This window comes from Lysobacter silvisoli (assembly GCF_003382365.1).
Lineage (GTDB): Bacteria > Pseudomonadota > Gammaproteobacteria > Xanthomonadales > Xanthomonadaceae > Lysobacter > Lysobacter silvisoli.
Window position 1 is genome coordinate 540,112 of record NZ_QTSU01000001.1, and the last position, 20,769, is coordinate 560,880.

At 64.1% G+C, this 20,769-nt stretch carries 15 protein-coding genes; 3 read left to right on the top strand and 12 right to left on the bottom strand.

The window, feature by feature from the left end; all coding sequences use genetic code 11:
• Window positions 1–76 precede the first annotated feature (76 nt).
• Window positions 77–1,234: a glutamate 5-kinase gene (proB, locus tag DX914_RS02490; RefSeq protein WP_115857477.1), complete on the top strand. Its 1,158-nt coding sequence runs from the start codon at window positions 77–79 to the stop codon at window positions 1,232–1,234.
• The gene (locus DX914_RS02495; RefSeq protein WP_115857478.1) at window positions 1,231–2,499 is read left to right on the top strand and encodes a glutamate-5-semialdehyde dehydrogenase; all 1,269 of its coding nucleotides are present in this window, start codon (window positions 1,231–1,233) and stop codon (window positions 2,497–2,499) included. Before proB ends, DX914_RS02495 begins: the two co-directional genes overlap by 4 nt.
• 28 nt (window positions 2,500–2,527) lie before the next feature.
• On the opposite strand, the gene DX914_RS02500 is transcribed toward DX914_RS02495, so the two are convergent.
• The gene (locus tag DX914_RS02500) at window positions 2,528–3,709 is read right to left on the bottom strand and encodes a M23 family metallopeptidase (protein WP_158549174.1); all 1,182 of its coding nucleotides are present in this window, start codon (window positions 3,707–3,709) and stop codon (window positions 2,528–2,530) included.
• A 277-nt stretch (window positions 3,710–3,986) separates the two neighbouring features.
• Here DX914_RS02500 and DX914_RS02505 point away from each other — a divergent pair, with 277 nt between their 5' ends.
• Window positions 3,987–6,275 carry a CocE/NonD family hydrolase gene (locus DX914_RS02505; RefSeq protein ID WP_158549175.1) on the top strand — a complete coding sequence of 763 codons (2,289 nt, stop codon included), beginning with the start codon at window positions 3,987–3,989 and terminating at the stop codon, window positions 6,273–6,275.
• Window positions 6,276–6,386: 111 nt separating this feature from the next.
• Here the strand turns inward: DX914_RS02505 and DX914_RS02510 are convergent, their stop codons facing one another.
• The 11 genes from DX914_RS02510 to DX914_RS02550 form a co-directional block, all read right to left on the bottom strand.
• Window positions 6,387–6,794, bottom strand: coding sequence for a hypothetical protein (locus DX914_RS02510; RefSeq protein ID WP_115857481.1), 408 nt, complete (start codon window positions 6,792–6,794; stop codon window positions 6,387–6,389).
• 20 nt (window positions 6,795–6,814) lie between these two features.
• A complete protein-coding gene (locus DX914_RS02515) occupies window positions 6,815–7,138 on the bottom strand; it encodes a hypothetical protein (protein WP_115857482.1) in 324 nt (107 codons plus the stop codon).
• A 445-nt stretch (window positions 7,139–7,583) separates the two neighbouring features.
• A complete protein-coding gene (locus DX914_RS19905; RefSeq protein ID WP_147300572.1) occupies window positions 7,584–8,105 on the bottom strand; it encodes a hypothetical protein in 522 nt (173 codons plus the stop codon).
• 22 nt (window positions 8,106–8,127) lie between these two features.
• Complete coding sequence (locus tag DX914_RS20670) at window positions 8,128–9,684, bottom strand: RHS repeat-associated core domain-containing protein (protein ID WP_196778869.1); 1,557 nt, start codon at window positions 9,682–9,684, stop codon at window positions 8,128–8,130.
• Between the two features lie 113 nt (window positions 9,685–9,797).
• Window positions 9,798–10,364 carry a hypothetical protein gene (locus DX914_RS19910; protein ID WP_147300573.1) on the bottom strand — a complete coding sequence of 189 codons (567 nt, stop codon included), beginning with the start codon at window positions 10,362–10,364 and terminating at the stop codon, window positions 9,798–9,800.
• The gene (locus tag DX914_RS20335) at window positions 10,361–11,731 is read right to left on the bottom strand and encodes an RHS repeat-associated core domain-containing protein (protein WP_231118116.1); all 1,371 of its coding nucleotides are present in this window, start codon (window positions 11,729–11,731) and stop codon (window positions 10,361–10,363) included. The genes DX914_RS19910 and DX914_RS20335 overlap by 4 nt, the downstream gene beginning before the upstream one ends.
• A gap of 107 nt (window positions 11,732–11,838) precedes the next feature.
• Complete coding sequence (locus DX914_RS19915; RefSeq protein ID WP_147300574.1) at window positions 11,839–12,276, bottom strand: hypothetical protein; 438 nt, start codon at window positions 12,274–12,276, stop codon at window positions 11,839–11,841.
• Between the two features lie 13 nt (window positions 12,277–12,289).
• A complete protein-coding gene (locus DX914_RS02535; protein WP_196778871.1) occupies window positions 12,290–13,813 on the bottom strand; it encodes an RHS repeat-associated core domain-containing protein in 1,524 nt (507 codons plus the stop codon).
• Between the two features lie 475 nt (window positions 13,814–14,288).
• Window positions 14,289–14,588 (bottom strand): hypothetical protein, encoded by a 300-nt coding sequence (locus DX914_RS19920; protein WP_158549176.1) that lies wholly within the window; start codon window positions 14,586–14,588, stop codon window positions 14,289–14,291.
• Between the two features lie 7 nt (window positions 14,589–14,595).
• Window positions 14,596–19,482: an RHS repeat-associated core domain-containing protein gene (locus DX914_RS02540; RefSeq protein ID WP_115857485.1), complete on the bottom strand. Its 4,887-nt coding sequence runs from the start codon at window positions 19,480–19,482 to the stop codon at window positions 14,596–14,598.
• Window positions 19,483–20,093: 611 nt separating this feature from the next.
• Window positions 20,094–20,510 (bottom strand): hypothetical protein, encoded by a 417-nt coding sequence (locus DX914_RS02550; RefSeq protein ID WP_147300576.1) that lies wholly within the window; start codon window positions 20,508–20,510, stop codon window positions 20,094–20,096.
• Window positions 20,511–20,769 lie beyond the last annotated feature (259 nt).

Genomic DNA, 20,769 nt, shown 5'->3' on the forward strand with positions numbered 1-20,769 from the left:
CCCCCGCGCCGCCGAGAATGACGCGCCACGTCCGGGCGCCCCTGCCCGGACCCAACGCCACACCCCCGAGCCCCTGATGAGCGCGTCCGACTTCGCCCCGCAAGCCCTGCCGTCCTGGCGCCGCGCCGTGCTCAAGGTGGGCAGCAGCCTGCTCGCTTCGCCGCAAGGTCTGGACCCACGCTACGCGCAGGGCCTGGCGCGTTTCATCGACGGCGCGCGCGCGCAGGGCAGGGAAGTGGTGCTGGTGTCCTCCGGCGCGGTCGCCGCCGGGCGCGGTCGCTTGCAGGCCGGTGGCGACGGCCTGGTGCTGCGTCAGGCGCTGGCCGCGCTGGGCCAGGCCTCGCTGGTCTCGTTCTGGCAGTCGCTGTCGCCCGCGCCGGTGGCGCAGGTGCTGCTGACCCACGACGACCTGCGCCACCGCCGCCGCTATCTCAATGCGCGCGCCGCGTTGCGCGAACTGTTGCGCCTGGACGCGCTGCCGGTGATCAACGAGAACGACACCGTCGCCGTCGACGAACTCAAGCTGGGCGACAACGACAACCTGGCCGCTGCCGTGGCCTCGCTGGTCGACGCCGACCTGCTGCTGATCGCCACCGACATCGGCGGCCTGTACAGCGGCCACCCGCAACGCGACCCGCAGGCGCGGCCGATCGAGCGCGTGGCCCAGGTCACCCCCGAACTGCTGCTGGCCGCCAGCGGCGGCGCAGGCGCGCTGGGCACCGGCGGCATGCGCACCAAGCTGGAAGCGGCGACCAAGGCCGCCGTGGCCGGCATCGCCACCGCGCTGTTCTGCGGCCGCGACGATGCGGTGGTGCAAGCGCTGGGCGAAGGCCGCTTGTACGGCACGCTGATCGAAGCCCGCCGCGACCGCGCCCGCGCGCGCAAGCAATGGCTGCGCCATGCGCCGGCTGGCGGCGCGTTGCGCATCGACGCCGGCGCCGTGGCCGCGCTGCGCGCGCGCGGGGCTTCGCTGCTGCCCGGCGGCGTGGTCGCGGTGGACGGCGAGTTCCGCCGCGGCGACGTGCTGGAACTGCGCGCCCACGACGACCCCGCCGCGCCGCCGCTGGCGCGCGGCCTGGCCCAATACAACGCCGCCGAAATCCGCCGCATCGCCGGCCGCCACAGCCGCGAGATCGAAGCCCTGCTGGGCTTCCGCTACGGCGAGGAAGTGGTGCACCGCGACGACCTCGTTCTGCTCGACGCGCCCGCCGCGCCTTTGGAGCTGTCCGCATGAGCGGTTACGTGCGTGCCCTGGCCGAACACGCGCGCGAGGCCTCGCTGGTGCTCGCCGCCAGCGACGGCGAACTGCGCAGCCGCGTCATCCATGCCATGGCCGCGCAGCTGGACGCGCAAGCCGAGCGCGTGCTCGCGGCCAACGCCGACGACCTGGCGCGCGGTCGGGATGCCGGCTTGTCCGCCGCCCTGCTGGACCGTTTGCGCCTGGATGGCCCGCGCCTGGCCGCCATCGCCGCCGCGCTGCGCGAGATCGCCGCGCAGCCCGATCCGTTGGCTGCCGTGGGCGCCGCCGAATCCCGCCCCAACGGCCTGCAGATCGAACGCCGGCGCGTGCCCTTGGGTTTGATCGCGATGATCTACGAGGCTCGCCCCAACGTCACCGCCGACGCCGCGGCGCTGTGCCTGAAGGCCGGCAATGCGGTGCTGCTGCGCGGCGGCTCGGAAGCGCGCGCCAGCAACGCCGCCATCGCCGCCTGCCTGCACGCCGCATTGCGCGAGCACGGCCTGCCCGAAGCCTCGGTGTCGCTGATCGAAGACACCGCGCGCGAACACGTGCTGGAGCTGTTGCAGCTCAGCGACCTGATCGACCTGGCGATCCCGCGCGGCGGGGAAGGGCTGATCCGCTTCGTCGCCGAACACGCGCGCGTGCCGGTGATCAAACACTACAAGGGCGTGTGCCACCTGTACGTGGACCGCGCCGCCGACCGGGCGCGCGCGCTGTCGCTGCTGGTGGACGGCAAGACCTCGCGCCCCGGCGTGTGCAACGCGCTGGAAACCTTGCTGGTGCATGCCGACATCGCGTCTGCCTTCCTGCCGCAGGCCTTGGCCGCGCTGGCCGCGCGTGGCGTCGAAGTGCGCGGCTGCGAGCGCACGCAGGCCTATTCCAACGCGGTGCTCGCCGCCACCGACGCCGACTACGACGCCGAATACCTGGATCTGATCCTGGCCGTGCGCGTGGTCGACCACCTGGACCAGGCGCTGGCGCACATTGCCCGCTACGGCTCCGACCACACCGAAGTCATCGCCACCGACGACCCCGCCGCCGCCGAGGCCTTCGTCCGCCGCACCCGCAGTTCGGCGGTGATGGTCAACGCCTCCTCGCGCTTCAACGACGGCGGCCAGTTGGGCCTGGGCGCGGAGATCGGCATCTCCACCACGCGCCTGCACGCCTACGGGCCCATGGGCGCGCAGTCGCTGACCATCGAGCGCTACGTGGTGCGCGGCGAAGGCCAGGTGCGGCATCCGGAATCGCTGGGCGGCTGAGCGGGGAGGGCGGTCGCGCCAGCCGCGTTCAAAAGCGGAGTTCGCCGTCCCCCAGCGGGAACTCCCGCGCCCGATCGGTCCAACCGCCGGCGCCGTCTTTTGCGCCGAATCGCTCGATAGCGAACGGCAGACCTTCGCTGTCCATGATGTCCGCGCCAGTCGAGACCTGGAAATGCAGGTGCGGCCATCGCGCATCGCCGGAATTTCCGATCCGCCCCAGCGGCTGGCCGCGCCGCACACGCTGACCGGCTTGCACGCTCACGCTACGCGGTTGCAGATGCGCGTAATGCGCGAACTGGCCGCCGCCCAGGTCCAGCACCACGGTATTGCCCGCCAGCGTCTCCATGCTCAACGGCACCGCCGGGGTGAAGCCGGCGGGCGTTCGCGGCACGTTGTCCGGCAGGCCATCGCGGGCCCGCACTACGGTGGCATCGGCAACCGCATACACCGGCTGCGCGTAGGCGTGGTAGCTGCGCACATCCAATGGATCGCCGGACTGGAATTCGCCCTCGATGCGCCGCTTCCAGTCGATGGCATAGCGGCGCGAAATCTGCGCGGACCCGCCGGCCACGAACAATCCCGGGCGATGGTGACGGTCCAGCGCCAATGCGTTGTCGGCGATCCAATGAGCACCTTGCACCGGGCTGGCCAGTACTCGGACGGGGTGGTGGCCGACAACAACGGTCGGCCCTGTGGCCGCAACTCCGCTCAGCAGCACGCGGTGACGCAGCCGGGCAGGAACTCGTGCGTCGTGCGCGAACGCCACGCACAAGTACGCCGTGACCGAACGTCCCGCTTCCAGCGGGTGCTCGTGGTCGATCTTGCCGCCGCCGATCGGGCTTAGTCGGTCGTAAAGGCGAGGGCCCGATAGCGTCAGCAGGGCACGGTCCTCCGCATCCGCCGAGGCCAGGACGTCGATGCCGGTGACGGGCAGCGGACCGTCCGAGTAGTTCGACAGCTGCAATTCGTAGACCAGGTAGCGGTATCCGCCCGCGCGGAAAGCCGTGGGCGCAACGGGCGTGCGTATCTCCAACTGCATCGGAGGAAACGCCGGCGCGGTACCGGCGGCGACGCGTGGGATGTGTGTGATGTCGCGCGCGATCTCGCAACCGTTCGGAAGCGCAAGCGTGCTCACGGAAGGAGCGGCGACAAGCTCGCAAGCCCATAGCGCGGCGAGCAAGGCCAAGCCGGACGACACGATGTTGGGCACGGAAGTAGCGGTCCAATGGCGGCGCGAGCTCGAGTCTTCCATGCGATCACGGGGCCGGCAAGCGCGTTTCAACCGTCCTGCCGCACGCTTATGCGGCGCTGGATCGGTGCATGAGGCCGGTTAACCGCCTATGACACGCCGCGGACCCTCGTTTGCGCCGATGGCGCGGAGGGCGCAAGACATCGCAGCCCCGCCTGACCCCGTCGCCTGGCTGTGCGACCATCAGCCTGCTGGCTGCATCCAGTCAGGGGATCCGTCGTTGCGCCTGGGAGGGCGAATGCTCCGAACCACCGTGTTGTCGGCCCTCTTCGGCCTGTGCCTGAGCGGCGCCGCAATCGCCGCACCGCTCGCGCCGGCCTATCCCTTGCCCGCGGCCGTGGCCGACGATCCCGCCTGGCTGGACACGGTGATGCCCGCGCTGGCCAAGCGATTGTTGAACGAAGGCGGCGAGCTCGAACCGAGCCAGCGCTTCCGTCTGCAACTGGTGGCCGGCGATTACGCCGCCGCCGAGCGCACGCTGGAACAGATCGGCGCCACGCCCAGCGCGGGCCCGGTGCCGGTGCGGCCCAACTTCATCCAGTACCGGCTGTACGCACGCGCCCTGGCGCTGCAAGCGGCCGAGTCGGGTCTGGGCTTCGATGCGGCCCTGACGCGCGCGTTCGAGCAACTGGTCGCGTCCATGGACGACCCCAATGCCGCCTTGGCCCTGCGCGTGCTCAACGTCGAACCGGCCGACCCGCCGCGCCAGCAGCGCGCGCTCGCCGACGCGCTGGCGCCGCTGCGCACCCAGCCGGTGCTGGACCGCAACGGCGCGCTGGCCCTGGTGCGCGCCTACCAGGTGCAGCGCAACTATGCCGCGCTGCTGCCGCGCCTGCCGGCCCTGGTCGCCGCCGACGATGCGCGTCGCTACCTGATCGAGCGCGACGTGAAAGTGGCCACGCCCGACGGCGCCACCGTCTGCGCCCAGATCGTGCGCCAGCGCAAGGCGCCGACGCGGCAGCCTACGCTGCTCAACTTTACCATCTACGCCGACCCGGCCACCACCCTCAACGAAGCGCGCCGCTCGGCCGCGCACGGCTACGTCGGCATCACCGGCACCAGCCGCGGCAAGGCCTGCAGCCCCGACGTCGCCGTCCCTTACGAACACGACGGCCGCGACGCCGCCGCGCTGATCGACTGGATCGCCGCCCAGCCCTGGAGCGACGGCCGCGTGGGCATGTACGGCGGCAGCTACGAAGGCTTCACCCAATGGGCCGCGGCCAAGCGCCGGCCCAAGGCGCTCAAGGCGCTGATGCCCTCGGTCACCGGCGCGCCGGGCCTGGACGTGCCCATGGAAGGCGGCATTTTCTACGGCTTCCAGTACTACTGGCCGTTCTACGTGACCAACAACCGCCAGGTCGACAACGCGCCGCTGGAGGACTACGCGCGCTGGAACCGCATGTACCAGGCCTGGTACACCAGCGGCCGCGCCTACAACGAGCTGCCGCAGATCGACGGCACGCCCAACCCGATCTACCTGCGCTGGCTGTCGCACCCGGACTACGACGCCTACTGGCAGGACATGATTCCCTACCGCGACGAATTCGCCGCGCTGGACCTGCCGGTGCTCACCACCACCGGCTACTACGACGGCGCCCAGATCGGCGCGCTGTACTACCTGCGCCAGCATTACCGCTACCGCCCGCAGGCCGAGCACTACCTGGTCATCGGCCCCTACAACCACATCAGCGGCCAGCGCGGCACCGTCTCCACCGGCGATACACTGCGCGGCTACCGCCTGGACCCGGAAGCGCAGATCGACCTGGGCGTGTTGCGTTACCAGTGGTTCGACTACGTGTTCAAGGGCGCGCCCAAGCCCGCGCTGCTGGCCGACCGCATCAACTACCAGGTCATGGGCGCCAACGTCTGGAAGCACGCGCCTTCGCTGGCCGCCATGGCGCAGCGGCGCGAGCGCTTGTACTTCGGCGCCAAGGCCGGCGACGGCACCTACGCCTTCGCCGCCGCCGCGCCCGCCGCCGACCGTTACGCCGAACAAGTCATCGATATGCGCGATCGCAGCGACGCGCAGCGCATCGTTCCCGGCGGCGGCATCGTCGACAAGGACCTCGATACCGCCGACAGCGTGGTCTTCGTCAGCGAGCCCTTCAAGGAAGCCGAAGAGTTCAGCGGCCTGTTCTCCGGCCAGCTCGACCTGCAGGTCAACAAGCGCGACTTCGACTTCAACATCTCGCTGTACGAAAAGATGCCCGACGGTCGCTACTTCGAACTCTCGCGCTACCAATCGCGCGCCAGCTACGTCGCCGACCCCAGCCGCCGCCAACTGCTGGAACCCGGCCAGCGCACCACCCTGAACTTCGAAGCCGGCCGCGCCACCAGCCGCCGCATGCAGCCCGGCAGTCGCCTGATCGCCGTGGTCAGCGTGCTGCGCAACCCCCAGCAAGAGATCAACTACGGCACCGGCAAACCCGTAGCCACCGAAACCATCGCCGACGCCGGCGACCCCGTCCGCGTGCGCTGGTACGCCAGCAGCCACCTCGACCTCCCCCTAAGCCGCTCCTCCCCGTAGGAGCGGCGCAAGCCGCGGCCGCGCCACGCCAAACCCCAACGCAACCCTGCCCGCTCCCTGTAGGAGCGGCGCAAGCCGCGACCGCGTCACCCCAAGCGCAACGCGCAGCCCTCACCCATGGCAATACGCCAATACCGCGTAATGCCCAGGAAACCCGCGGAAAATCTCCACGGCCCGCCCGCCCCAAGCCGCATCGTCGTCGGTATACGTAGCCCGACTGTTGAACCACCCCGGCTCAGGCGTCACCACCGCAAACGTCGCATCGCCCTCGCACAACGCATCCACCGGCACCACCAGATGCCCGGCGTCCGCCAACGCCGCCGGCCACTCCGCCAAATCCTCGCCGTGCTCCACCAGCCACTCGCGCGTGCAACACCAGTAGTAATCCCACTCCCCAGGCGGCCCATCGTCGCGCCACATTTCGAACGGCTGCATCAGCCGCGCAGCCGCAGCCTCCACGGCCGAGCCGTCGTATACATCGGTGCCCAGCGGCAGGATCAGCAGCGCGTAAAATTTCATTCGTCAGAGCCGCTATCGACTTACGAAGAGAGCGATTCGGCATTCCTGCGCCGGCGAGTCACCAAGTGCAGAACCAGCCATGTCACCAACACCAGCACGGTAGGGCAGGCCCAGCCGAACAGAGCGGCAATACCGACGTAGCCCTCGGTGGACTGCGACGCGTCCGGCGAAGCCGTGGTCTGGACCGCATAGGCGTAAGCCACGTTGAACGCCCAGCCGGCAGCCACCGAAACAGCGGCAGCGAGCAGGCCTCTCATGCGAGTTCGCAGCTTGAGCAGCAAGAACATCGTTACCGGCAGCATCAGCGCCACCAACAGCAGTGCGACGTTTGCCAAGCCAGCCATGCGGTGCCTCCCCCGAATTGGATCCGTGCCCGATTCGACCGGTGGGTCAGGGCAGTTCTAGCTTAGTCCGCCTCAGAGGATAGACTCCAATTCATCCTTGCCCGGCCCAGGTTGTCGTAGTCGTAGCGGGCCAGGAAGGCGCCTTGCAGGCCGTCCTTGAGCTGGGTGAGCTGGCCGGCGGCGTCGTAGCCGTAGTGCAGGGACAGGCCACCGGTGGCGCTGTCGTAGACGGTGCTGGGGCGGTGGTCCAGGTGGTGGCTGCGGGGCCGGGTCGCAGCTGGGCCAGTTGGTGCCAGGCTTAAAGGGCGCAGGCTACGTGATCAAGTAATCTGAAAAAGTAACCTGACCCCATTTTCTCCCCCAAAATAGGATTAGGTTCATTTTAGGCGTTAAGTGAGCCTGATCCCGGTTTCTCGCATATCCATTGGCCACTTGTATACATCATTCAGCTCGCCGATGAGTTGGCGGGGTTGCCATATGTTTTGGCCATCTCAGCGATCACTGTGCAAAAATCATTGGTCTCGAACTCAAACGGCCCCGAAAAAGTGCGGCCAACTAGCTCGCGCCAAAATGGCCAAGAGTACTTCAGCTCAATTTCTTTCGAATCGCCATGCTGAATCCGAATTGCTCGGTAAAGCATTCCAGTGCGAGTCGAGATTTCAGCAATTTGGCCGGTTGATGGAATGATCTCATTGTCCACCAATATATGAATACCTTTCCGATAGTCGGGGGCGGTTCCTGGTAATGGGCTGCCACTTCCTGCGAAGTAGGCCAAAAATACGTGCTTTGCTGCTGATGTAGTAATGATGGCATATCGCCCTAAAATGCGGCAGTCTTCATCATTGTCCGCAACGACTTCTACCCTGCGTCCATCTAATGTGATGCGAAAAACTCGCGGATCACTATGGTCGAAAGAGCTTACACAAACACTGTCTGGCATTGGGGTTGATACAACAACGGCCTTCATAGGCATTTCCTCGTTTTTTCTGCTACTCGCAGTCGCAGGCATCGCCGGCAGACGAACCCAATTTAGCACCAAATCCAAATGCTGCGGCGTAGTTAACCACTTGATTTGACGATCCGGTTCGCTGTGCAAAAAACTCGCCGCCGCGAGCAAGGAATCGCGCCTCCGCCCAAGCCGCGGATCGGTAGTCGGTAAATAGTGGCGCGAAGTATCCACGGAAGTATCTTTTTATTGCATTTCTTTCAGCGGATAGCGCAATAGCTTCGGCTACATTCGTAGGGATCTTGTTGGCTAGTTTTGAAACTCTTGAGATGTAAGCAAATCGGCCGGTGGGAATCATTAGGCCTCCAGCCAAGTTCATTCCTTTGTACACCAGGGAGCATTCATCTGTTTTTCCACCTATTCCCTGGGATTCTCTAAAGTCTGCGGTCGAATACGTGCCGAGGGTCAGCGCTGAAGACACTCCGTCGCCCAAACCGGTCCAGAAATTGATGGCCCCGTCAGATGGTGTCCATCCGTCGGTTGCTCGGTACACTAAATCGAATGCAGGATCGAAGAAGCTTAGGCCCTGCGGGTCGACCATTTGTAATGGATTCACCCCCGCATAGCCGTATGTAGATGCGCCGCCGAATAGGCCTGTGGGGTCAGAGGTGATGAAGCGGCCTGAGGTGGGCTCGTAATCCCGAAAGTAGTTGTAATTCAGCCCCGTCGCCGGATCGTAGCGCTGCCCCGGGAACCGCATGTCGAACACGAAGTTCGTGCCGTCCAGGTCCGGGTCCTGGTTCGGCGGGCTGTTGCCGAAGGCTTCGCCCTGCAGGGCCCAGGTCCAGATGGCCAGGTTGCGGGTGCGGTCGATGACGGCGCGCGGGGTGCCCAGGTGGTCGGGTTCGATGTAGTGGAGTTTCTGGTTGGCGCCGGCGCCGGCCAGCAGGCCGACCGGTAGGTCGTCCAGCCAGATGGCTTGCTGGAGCACGGCGCCGTTGGTGCCGTAGTCGCCCAGCCAGCGGCCGGATTCGTCGTAGACGGTGTAGGTGTGCACGTCGGGGGTGCCGCCGCTGCCGTCGGGGTTGCCGGTGATGCCGGGAATGGTCGACAGCACACGTTCGCCTAGGGCGTTGTAGTTATAGCCGCGCACGAGGGCCCCGCCTTGCTGCACACTGCTTATGCGATCGTCTGCGCCGTAATTGAACTGCTTGGTGGTGCCGCCGATGGTCAGGGTGTTGCCCACGCCGTCGTAGGTGCGCGCCACACCACCGGCCGAACTGAGGCGGTGGCTGGTGCTGGGGTAGGTGAAGCTAGTGGTGACGCCACTGTGCAGCAGGCTGGTGCGGTTGCCGGTGGCGTCGTAGCCGTAGGTTTCGATGGGGGTGTTGCTGGGGCCGTCGCGCAGGACGGTCAGGCGGCCCAGGTTGTCGTAGTCGTAGCGGGCCAAGAAGGCGCTTTGCAGGCCGTCCTTGAGTTCGGTGAGCTGGCCGGCGGCGTCGTAGCCGTAGTGCAGCGACAGGCCGCCGGTGGCGGCGTCGTAGACGGTGTTGGGGCGGTAGTCCAGGTCGTGGCTGCGGGCCAGGCTCGGCCGGCCCAGCCGGTGACGGCGCTTAAGGACGCAGGCTACTTGTTCAACTAATCTGAAAAAGTAACCTGACCCCTATTAGCCGCCTACTAGCCGTATTGTGTTGAGTGAGCCTGATCCCGTTGTCAGAACTCCTCTTGCGCTTTATTTCCAATAAGTAGCGCAATCAATGGGCCTAAAAGGACTCGTAGGGAGTCAACAAGCATTGCGCGTTTATTCTGTCCCAGTATGCGAGAAATCTCTGAATACCCAAAAAAACCGGCGAATCTCCCTCTTAATGCTGCTGATCGATAGAAATATTTTGCCTTTTCGTACTCATTTTTTTCTCGGTAGTATTTTGCAAATCCAAGGATCACTTCGGGTGTGTCTCTTAAAGTTTTCGCTTGGACTAAGAATTTCCACGCTTCAGGAAGTCCGGCCTCTCCGAGTTTAATGCTGGCTCTAGCTAAGTGGCAAAATGTGATTGAGTCGGGTGCAAGTAAGGACGCTTTACGATAATTGTGTATCGCTTTCGCGAGGTCTGGTGTGAGGCCGTCTCCGCCGTCTTCATATGCGAAACCGCGGCAAAGATAACCAGATATCTGATCACGTTCGTCGGGGGACTGGGTTAAGTTGTCAGCAATAGCTAGCGCAGATCGTACGTCTCCGCGATCTAGGCAATTCATTGCTTCTTTAAATTCACTGCGGCTCATGGCTTTGGCGGTACTTGGCCCGGGCGTAGAATGCGGCTGTCACGACGTAAGCCTTCTGTGACCTCAAGCAGTCTATCTCGTTGCTCGATGCGCCGTAGACTGGGGCGAACCCCCTGGCAAACACCGATGGCAACGCAAGTCACATACAACGCTTCTTGCGCGGCGGGGGACTCGCAAACCTTCTTGGTCGCTTGGCCAACCGCTGCCGCCGCCGCGGGCGCCATCGCCGCCGCACCCATCGCGGGTGGCGCATACACTGCGGCAGAGCCACCAGCGGCACCAACACCCCATACTACGTTTAGCCGCTGAGCTGCGCCGTCTGGAATTCGACCCGGGTTCGTAGATTTCCTATTTAAGTTTCGCGAATACGGTAAGAACTGCAAGCCTTCTGGGTCGGAGTTTTCCAGCGGGTTGCCCGCTGCATAAGCAAAGCTGTTGATTCCCCCTTCAAGCCCTATCGGATCACTCTGCACATACCGCCCACTCCCCGTATCGTAATCCCGGAAGTAGTTGTAATTCAGCCCCGTCGCCGCGTCGTAGCGCTGCCCCGGGAACCGCATGTCGAACACGAAGTTCGTGCCGTCCAGGTCCGGGTCCTGGTTCGGCGGGCTGTTGCCGAAGGCTTCGCCCTGCAGGGCCCAGGTCCAGATGGCCAGGTTGCGGGTGCGGTCGATGACGGCGCGTGGGGTGCCCAGGTGGTCGGGTTCGATGTAGTGGAGCTTCTGTTGGGCGCCGGCGCCGGCCAGCAGGCCGACGGGTAGGTCGTCCAGCCAGATCGCCTGCTGCAGTACGGCGCCGTTGGTGTCGTAGTCGCCCAGCCAGCGGCCGGATTCGTCGTAGACGGTGTAGGTGTGCACGTCGGGGGTGCCGCCGCTGCCGTCGGGGTTGCCGGTGATGCCGGGAACGGTCGACAGCACGCGTTCGCCTAAAGCGTTGTAGGCGTAACCGCGTACGACGGTGCCGCCCACCTGCAGGCTGCGCATGCGGTCGTCTTCGCCGTAATTGAACTGCTTGGTGGTGCCGCCGATGGTCAGGGTGTTGCCCACGCCGTCGTAGGTGCGCGCCACGCCACCGGCCGAACTCAGGCGGTGGCTGGTGCTGGGGTAGGTGAAGCTGGTGGTCACGCCGCTGTGCAGCAGGCTGGTGCGGTTGCCGGTGGCGTCGTAGCCGTAGGTTTCGATGGGGGTGTTGCTGGGGCCGTCGCGCAGCACGGTCAGGCGGCCCAGGTTGTCGTAGTCGTAGCGGGCCAGGAAGGCGCTTTGCGCGCCGTCCTTGAGCTGGGTGAGTTGGCCGGCGGTGTCGTAGCCGTAGTGCAGGGACAGGCCGCCGGTGGCGCTGTCGTAGACGGTGCTGGGGCGGTAGTCCAAGTCGTGGCTGCGGGCCAGGCTGCGGCCGTTGCCGTAGACCCAGCACGAGCCATAAACGGGACAGATTTATTATCGACCTTAAGTGAATCTGCCCCGTTTATGTGATGCTAGAAAGGTTTGGATACATTTGTGAGCGAGTAGCTGACAATTCTTCCCGATCGGGTGAATCGCACAGCAAGGAACCAGCCGCGAATGCCTATCGAAGACGGCGCATCGTTGGTATCTGCATTCTCCGAGGCGCCACTCAGCGACTCGATAGTGCCAGAGTTGAAGGGGATAATCTCATGGAGATAGCCATCCGCTCCTTCGGTGGAAGTGTCGAGCTTTGCGAAATCGGTGCCAAACACTGCATCGACAGATTCAATTCCGCAGCCGGCGCAGATGACCTTCTTATTGATCGCATCTATACATATCTGAAGTCGCTCATCTTCTGTGCGTGCCCGCTTATAGCGATTTTTAAGGTCGTCGCGGTCATTGCCTGCATGGGCACAGGCAGCGATAAGCAAGGCTGTTGTGCTCAGAACTCTCACGATGTTCCTGTTCATTGGACGCTCCCTGTTATGGGCAAGTTGTGCAAGACATCTGCGCTGGGTAAGTGTCGCTCGGGGTGGGGCCATGTTCAGGCAAGTCGCCTCGATACACGCGAATCATCTGTGGATTTGTGGGGGTGGCATCCTGGATTCGGTGGTTCATAAGAATATATACATCTTCAGCAAGCAAGTAGGCTATGTAATTAAATACTTGGTCGCCACGCCGTCCCTGTCGGCCGCGTATGGCACCCGGTCTGGGTACCCTGGAGTCGCTGGCCCATTCGCCTTGTTTTGTAAAGACAAGATTGCTGCCGCACTGCCTTGCAGCATCCTCCGCTTCCACGTGGGTTGCGAAACATTCTGTCCCGGGTGCGAACTCGGGCATGTTTACGCCTTTGTTCTGGTAAATGCTGACAAGGCCAACACACCCTCTATCAAGTTGCATTCTCTGTGCAGGGCTAAATGGCCCGTACTTCGACTCATATTGAGCCCGTGTGTAATCGTCCAGGCCGTCCCGGCTGGTATCTCCCCGTCTACGAGGGGGCATGTCTGGAGTTGGCGGGGAAAGTCCCAGCGGGTCCGTGAAAGAAACGGCATTGGCGTTGGCATATCCGTATGTATTTATGCTTCCACTGAGGCCAATCGGATCCGACTGCGCATACCGCCCACTCCCCGCATCGTAATCCCGGAAGTAGTTGTAATTCAGCCCCGTCGCCGCGTCGTACCGCTGGCCCGGGAAGCGCATGTCGAACACGAAGTTCGTGCCGTCTAGGTCCGGGTCCTGGTTCGGGGGGCTGTTGCCGAAGGCTTCGCCCTGCAGGGCCCATGTCCAGATGGCCAGGTTGCGGGTGCGGTCGATGACGGCGCGCGGGGTGCCCAGGTGGTCGGGTTCGATGTAGTGGAGTTTCTGGTTGGCGCCGGCGCCGGCCAGCAGGCCGACCGGTAGGTCGTCCAGCCAGATGGCTTGCTGGAGCACGGCGCCGTTGGTGTCGTAGTCGCCCAGCCAGCGGCCGGATTCGTCGTAGACGGTGTAGGTGTGCACGTCGGGGGTGCCGCCGCTGCCGTCGGGGTTGCCGGTGATGCCGGGGACGGTCGACAGCACACGCTCGCCTAAGGCGTTGTACGCGTAGTGCCGCACGAAGGCACTGCCCTGCAGCACGCTGCGCATGCGGTCGTCTTCGCCGTAGTTGAATTGCTTGACGGTGCCGCCGATAGCCAGAGTGTTGCCCACGCCGTCGTAGGTGCGCGCCACGCCACCGGCCGAACTCAGGCGGTGGCTGGTGCTGGGGTAAGTGAAACTAGTGGTGACGCCGCTGTGCAGCAGGCTGGTGCGATTGCCGGTGGCATCGTAGCCGTAGGTTTCGATGGGGGTGTTGCTGGGGCCGTCGCGCAGCACGGTCAGGCGGCCCAGGTTGTTGTAGTCGTAGCGGGCCAGGAAGGCGCTTTGCAGGCCGTCCTTGAGTTGGGTGAGTTGGCCGGCGGCGTCGTAGCCGTAATGCAGCGATAGGCCGCCAGTGGCGGCGTCGTAGACGGTGTTGGGGCGGTAGTCCAGGTCGTGGCTGCGGGCCGGGCCGCAGCTGGCCCAGTTGGTGTCAGGCTTAAAGGGCGCAGGCTACTTGATCAAGTAATCTGAAAAAGTAATGTGCCCCCATTTTTTTGACCTCATTTTTTACAGGGCCATAAATTCAGTCCCTAAACTCAAGCTCGGCACGAACCGCACTGAAGCCATGCCGAATAAAAAGACGATCAATATCATCGCCTGCCAGCCGCGGCTCTCTTAAAAAGCTCTGCCACGCAGGATAAAACGAGGGAGGGGCGTTGGATTCGCCGTCGCTGTGGATAGTCTTTCTTTGGGTGTTCCTGTTAGTCGGGAAGAAGCCGGCAGGCGGCCGCCGCGACAGCTCTCTTCCTATCTCTCTAAGGACGCTCATCATAATAACGTTAGGCGCTCAATCTAGGCAGCCCATCTCGACTAAATGAATAGCTGGTTCAACTGAGGCTTGTTAAGTTTGAGCATTTACAAGGGCTTAACCCTGTAATTCATATACCCAATCTGGAAATGAGTCAAATATAGCATAGTGCAACAAAAACCTACTGACTTCCTCCCTGGTAGGTATATAAGAACCAAAGACCTCCACTGCTTCCTGGGCCGAAATCGTGTCAATCACATAATCAAAACCCGCGCTCTTAATGTGCTCTGGCGTGCTCAGATTGGAATCAAGACGATCAATCTGAGCTGCCGAGCCAGGGGAGAACGGCTTCACAGCAAAAACAGCATGATCCTCTGACATCTCCAGAATAATAGATAGCGCCTCATATAAGTTCATATTTTTCTCACCAGGCGTTCCCCCACTCATAATAACCACCTACCCCGTTCGGATGAAGATTGGGCTGCCATTGAGATCCTGTGTGCTGATACCTCGGAACCAATTGCATCACCCCTGGGCTTCCAGGTTTATGATGCCACGACCACCCATCGGGGCTAGACCCTGAGTTTCGTGGAAGTCTGACACCCAACATTTCCATCATTCTGGCAAATTCCGGATTGCTCCGCATTGCCTGCTCCAACTGAGCATTGGCGTCTCTATTATGGGTTCGCCGGCTTCCCGATCCAGTATTAGGGACACTTGTCTCATACGGCATTGAATACGGACTGTAGGGTCCCCTGGGGAAAGCCTCATTTCTTCCGCAACTATTACCGTATCTAGCCTGATACTCATTGCGATACTGCTGAAGAATTCTCGACATCGCATTGAAATCATGCCTTCCGTAACCCGGCGTGCGTGATCCGACGGTGTGATATCTGAATGAGGGATTGTACTGCTGCACTTCCCTGATCATTAGCCTGACTTGAAATGTGTATGCGCCCACTGAAGAAGACGGGGCGGAAGCCACACGCGCTCTGTTCAATCCGCTCGGATCAGTGTCGCCAAGTGGATCACCTCCCACATACGAATACGTGCTGACCCCGTCTTCCAATCCAATCGGATCGCTCTGCACATACCGCCCACTCCCCGCATCGTAATCCCGGAAGTAGTTGTAATTCAGCCCCGTGGCTGCGTCGTAGCGCTGCCCCGGGAACCGCATGTCGAACACGAAGTTCGTGCCGTCCAGGTCCGGGTCCTGGTTCGGCGGGCTGTTGCCGAAGGCTTCGCCCTGCAGGGCCCAGGTCCAGATGGCCAGGTTGCGGGTGCGGTCGATGACGGCGCGCGGGGTGCCCAGGTGGTCGGGTTCGATGTAGTGGAGCTTCTGTTGGGCGCCGGCGCCGGCCAGCAGGCCGACGGGTAGGTCGTCCAGCCAGATCGCCTGCTGCAGCACGGCGCCGTTGGTGTCGTAGTCGCCCAGCCAGCGGCCGGACTCGTCGTAGACGGTGTAGGTGTGTACGGCCGGGGTGCCGCCGCTGCCGTCGGGGTTGCCGGTTACCGCGGGGATGGTCGATAGCACGCGCTCGCCCAGGGCGTTATGGGCGTAGCTGCGCACGATCGTGCTGCCCGACTGCACGCTGCGCATGCGATCGTCTTCGCCGTAATTGAACTGCTTGGTGGTGCCGCCGATGGTCAGGGTGTTGCCCACGCCGTCGTAGGTGCGCGCCACACCACCGGCCGAACTGAGGCGGTGGCTGGTGCTGGGGTAGGTGAAGCTAGTGGTGACGCCACTGTGCAGCAGGCTGGTGCGGTTGCCGGTGGCGTCGTAACCGTAGGTTTCGATGGGGGTGTTGCTGGGGCCGTCGCGCAGCACGGTCAGGCGGCCCAGGTTGTCGTAGTCGTAGCGGGCCAGGAAGGCGCTTTGCAGGCCGTCCTTGAGTTCGGTGAGCTGGCTGGCGGTGTCGTAGCCGTAGTGCAGCGACAGGCCGCCGGTGGCGCTGTCGTAGACGGTGCTGGGGCGGTAGTCCAGGTCGTGGCTGCGGGCCAGGCTGCGGCCGTTGCCGTAGACCCAGCCCAGGGCGGGGCCGAAAGGCGCATAGCCGGCTTGATTGAGCAGCACGGTGCGGCTGCCGCCGGCGGGGGTCACGCCGACTTCGGTGATTCGGCCTTGGGCGTTGCGCACGTAGTCGACCAGCGCGCCGTCGGGGTAGTTGATGGACTGCAGGTGGCCGGCGGCGGTGTAGGTGTAGTTCACCATGAAGAACCGGCCGCCCACGATCTGCATCTTGGTTTCGACTTGGCCGAAACGGTCGTAGCAGTAGCGCATGGCGGTACCGCTCTTGTTCGCGCCGGTCATACGGCCCAGCGCGTGCGCCGCGTCGCCACCGCAGCCGGTGTTGATGGTGTCGTACTGATAGACGACGTCGTTGCCGCCGCTGGTGGCCAGCATGGACACCGAGGTCAGCCGGTTGAGGGCGTCGTAGTCGTAGGTGTGCGCTTGTGCGTCGTTGCCGTCCAGGCGGCTGCCCAGGTTGCCGGCGCTGTCGAAGGTATAGGCGGTGACGCCCGTATCCGGGCTGGTCAGCTGGGTGACCTCGCCGAAGCCGTTGTAGGCATAGGCGGTGTTCAGCCCCTTGGGGTCGGTGACCTGGGTGACGTTGTCCAGCGCGTCGTACTGGTACAGGGTTTCGGCGGCGATGCCGCCCGGGTCCTGCAGCGTACGCACCAAACGGTTCAGGGCGTCGTAGTCGCTATCGACGGCGCGGCTCAACGGGTCGGTGACCATGTTGGGATTGCCGTCGGCGTCGTACGTCGTGCCGGTGATGTTGTTGCTCGCGTCCTTGTGCTGGGTCTGTTGGCCCAGGGCGTTGAAGTCGCGAGCTAACCGACGGCGCAGCGTGCCGCCGCTGTCCTTGGTGTCCTCTTGAGTGCGCTGCCCGGCGGCGTTGAGGGTGTAATGGATGCCGTTGCCGGCGTTGTCGGCCACGTCGGTCAGGCGCTGGGCGGCGTCGTAGGTGAACTGGACGTAGCTGCCGTCGGGCTGGGTCAGGCGCTGGACCAGGCCGGTGGGGTAGTAGGCGACGGTAGTGATGCGGTCGTCGCTTTCGCTGCTGTTGTTGGGGCCGCGCACCTTGGTGGCGGTGAGCCAGCCGCGCGGGTGGTACTCGTAGTCGGTGACCACGCCGTCGATGCCGATGACGGACAGCGCACGGCCCTGGGCGTCGTACTGCAGCACTTCGGTGATCTGGCCCAGGGCGTTGGTGGTCTTCCACAGGTCGCCCTTGCGGTAGGTGCAGGTGCTGGGCGAACTGGCGCAGCCGGCGGCGTCGCTGCCGTAGTAGGCGTAGGTGGTGACGTCGCTCACGTCCGTGCGCGGGCCGTCCACGGACTTGGGCAGGCCCAGCAGCGGGCAGGTGCTGTTGCTGGCGGCCACGTCGGCCGCCTCGCAGTAGGCGTAGGTGGTGGTGCGGGTGGCGTTGGTGACGGTGTCGCGCACGGTCACGCTGGTGGGCTGCTGGCGGGCGTTGCGGGCGATGCGGGTTTCGCGGTTGCCGACCAGGGTCATCAGGGCCCGGTTGGTCGCCAGCTCCACGCGCTGTTCGGTGGTGCGCGCCTGCGCGGTGCCCTGGGCTTCCACCACGGTATGCGACCGCGCCGCCAGCCCGGACGGGGTGTCGGTGAGCTCGGCGTACGTGTGCTTGGCGACGGTGCCGTTGCGGTCGGTGACGGTGTCGATGCGGCGGCGGAAGTCGGTGTTTTCGGGGTAGTAGGTGTAGGTGAGGGTGCCGGCGGTGTTGGCGACCGAGGCCACTTTCTTGGGCGCGCCGCTGGGCGGCGCGGCGGTGAAGGTATAGGTGTTGGTGCGGTCGAGCGGGTTGGTGACCGTGGCCGCGCCCGTGCTCAGGTAATCCATCACCGTGCTGTCGCCGGTGGGCAGGCCGCCGCGCAACGTGTAGGCCACGCGTGCCTTGCTGTCGTAGTCGTAGGTGCTCAGGCGTCGGTTGTCCTCGGCGGTCACGCCGGTCAGACCGGTGGGCACGTTGGACGAGCCGTAGTGGTAGCGCAGCAACGCGCCGCCGGCATAGGTCGCCGTTTCGACCTGGCCGGCGCTGGTGTAGGCGTAGCTGGTCAGGGTGGCGCCGGCCGAGGCGATGGACGCGATGGGCGAACCGCCGCGGTCGGCCGTATAGGCGATCGTCAGGCTGCGGCCGCTGCTGTGGCCGATGCCGCTGAGCCGGCGCCAGGTGTCGTAGGTGTAGGTCAGGGCGGTGCCGTCGTCGTAGCGCTGCTGCAGCAGGCGGCCGTCGCTGTCGAAGCTGAGCACGCGGTCGGCCTGGTACAGCGTCCATTGCGCGCCGTTGGCCACCAGGCGGTCGCCGCTGCCGTCGGCGGCTTCGTAGACCGAGCCCACCGGCTTGAACGGCGTATGCACGCCGTTGCCGTCGATCAGACCGTAGTGCAGGGTGGAATTGCCGCTGAGCGGGTCGGTGCCGATGGTCAGGCGCAGGTTGTGCGAGTGCGTCCAGCCCATGCCGAAGCCGCCGCCGGCGGCCGAGCCGGTGGAGTTGTAGCGGCGCTGGAACGAGATCCAGCCCAGGTCGAAGTCGAGCGTGGCCTCGGTCTTGTTGCCGCTGCCGGGTTGGCAGTCTTCTTCGTTGGGGCACATGCGCACGGGGGCGCTGGCGTAGGTCATGGCATAGCCCGGTGCCCCGGCGCAGGCCTGCTTGTCGCTGCGCCACGCCAGTACCAGGGTGTTCGGGCACTGAATGGTTCGCGAGCGCTGCAGCGTGGCCTGCTCGTTGGTGTTGTTGCAGTTGCCAGGCGTGCCGGCCGAGTAGGTGGCGGTGTAGGCCGTCAGCTCATGCAGGCTCTGGCCGTTGTCCCAGGCGTTCTGCGCCTGCCAGTTGGGCGAGACGGTGACCGTGGTCGAGGCGGGGCAGCCCTGGTTGACGCTCTGCGCGTCCAGGCGCTGCTTGATCAGGTCCACCACGGCCTGCTGCGAAGCCACCGGCGTGGTCTGTGCGTCGTAGGTGCCTTTGTAGCTCCAGTCGCCCACCAGCGGCGGCACGCGTTCGAACTCGTAGTCGTACACGGTGCGGTTGTCCAACACGCGCTGGCCGGTGACTTCAAAGCTGTAGGGGCCGTAAGGCTGGGCGAATGCGAACTGGCTTTCCATGTCCTGCTGCACGGCCCGTTCGGTGCGGTGCGGGCCGTTCAAGGCCAAGTCGCTGACCCAGAATTGCTCGATCTCCTGCGCCGCCGCCGCACCGCTCACCCCGCACAACGAAGCCAACGCCACGGCCACCCAACGCGCGCGCACAGCGTTGGAGCGGCGGCCCAATCCTTCGTTACCCATACCATCCCCTTATCGAGTTGTAGGCGCGGCGTTGCGCGGCGCCCGTTCCTGCATTGGCGGCGCGGAAACGGCCGCGCCTAACGCACACGCTACGCTTCAGCCGTCGCCGTGATTGCGACAGGCTGACGGTGGAATCGAACAGAACGATTACGCGTGGGCGGCGCGCGATGGCGCATGCGCGGCCCGGGGGTGCGGAAGCGACGAGTTGCAACGTTCCTTATGCATCACTGCCAAGCTCCGGTGGCTGACCGCTTGTATCCCAAGTCTTGCTGTGAAACTTCGAACTGTTTTTAAGGCTCGCGAGCGGCTTGCGCCTGCAATCTTTCCCGCAGGGTTCGGCTGACGAATCCAGAAAGCTTTGCCCCGGCGTAGCAAAAGGCGGCAACGAGCAGCAACAACCAGATGGACCACGGCGGGTAGTGCCAGGGTGCGTCAGCGGCCAGGCCATATACGGCGAATGCCAAGATGATCAAGGAGAACACTATGCTCAGGTGGAAGACCGCTCTCATGTAGCGAGCCATGGCTATGTGAAACCTGGTGACGACGTTGCTAGCGGTCATGGGCGTAGTAAGCGCTCTGTCCTTAAAAGCGATGTGTAGAAGTAAAGTGGCTTACTTGGACAAATCGGACAGTTGGTAGTCGTAAATACTGCCGTTTTCCGTATATCTAAAAGCCAGGTACCAGCCTTTCGTCGGGCTGGCCGCGCTGGTGGCGTCGGCGCCCGTCTCCTTAGGCCGTGGGTCTTCATCCCTAAAATGCACGACTCCCTTGTAAAGGGCGTCATACCCCTTTGCGCCGCCGTCGGGCGTGCTGAAGCGGGTAGAGAAGATCCTGTCCATCGTGCCCACATGGCACCCGCGGCAAATGAGGCCTTTGTCTATGGCGTCGATGCAGATTAGAAGGCGATCCCTCTCGGTGCCGTTCCTATAGGCTTCCGACATCTGTGCAATGCGGTCGCCTTCGCTGGCAAAGGCGCAGCCAATGGAAAGGGTGCCTCCCACAAGAATGCAGGTGGCGATCCACTTCATGGCAACTCTGTACCGCATTCCCCTATGCATCACTGCCAAGCTCCGATGGGCTGCAGCGGTTCGGTGCGGCGCCGGGCGGACGGCCCAGGCGGACGCGAGCAGCTTCGGGTACGGCGGTTGCCGGCGTCAACATCGTTGAGGGCTATGCACAAAGTTTGCGCCAAACCGATGCAAGTTTCGCGGTAGGATTTATCTGATTGACAGCGGGTGGGCGGCTTGCTCAGAGTCACACCTATGGAGCGTCGAAACTCCTTCACGA

Bases quoted from the DNA above. Each gene is read 5' to 3' on its own strand.
- proB (WP_115857477.1), top strand. From the start codon at position 77: ATGAGCGCGTCCGACTTCGCCCCGCAAGCCCTGCCGTCCTGGCGCCGC.
- DX914_RS02515 (WP_115857482.1), bottom strand. From the start codon at position 7,138: ATGGCTGGCTTGGCAAACGTCGCACTGCTGTTGGTGGCGCTGATGCTG.
- DX914_RS02550 (WP_147300576.1), bottom strand. From the start codon at position 20,510: ATGAAGTGGATCGCCACCTGCATTCTTGTGGGAGGCACCCTTTCCATT.
- DX914_RS02505 (WP_158549175.1), top strand. From the start codon at position 3,987: ATGCTCCGAACCACCGTGTTGTCGGCCCTCTTCGGCCTGTGCCTGAGC.
- DX914_RS19910 (WP_147300573.1), bottom strand. From the start codon at position 10,364: ATGAGCCGCAGTGAATTTAAAGAAGCAATGAATTGCCTAGATCGCGGA.
- DX914_RS19905 (WP_147300572.1), bottom strand. From the start codon at position 8,105: ATGAAGGCCGTTGTTGTATCAACCCCAATGCCAGACAGTGTTTGTGTA.
- DX914_RS02510 (WP_115857481.1), bottom strand. From the start codon at position 6,794: ATGAAATTTTACGCGCTGCTGATCCTGCCGCTGGGCACCGATGTATAC.
- DX914_RS19915 (WP_147300574.1), bottom strand. From the start codon at position 12,276: ATGAACAGGAACATCGTGAGAGTTCTGAGCACAACAGCCTTGCTTATC.
- DX914_RS02540 (WP_115857485.1), bottom strand. From the start codon at position 19,482: ATGGGTAACGAAGGATTGGGCCGCCGCTCCAACGCTGTGCGCGCGCGT.
- DX914_RS02495 (WP_115857478.1), top strand. From the start codon at position 1,231: ATGAGCGGTTACGTGCGTGCCCTGGCCGAACACGCGCGCGAGGCCTCG.
- DX914_RS19920 (WP_158549176.1), bottom strand. From the start codon at position 14,588: ATGAACTTATATGAGGCGCTATCTATTATTCTGGAGATGTCAGAGGAT.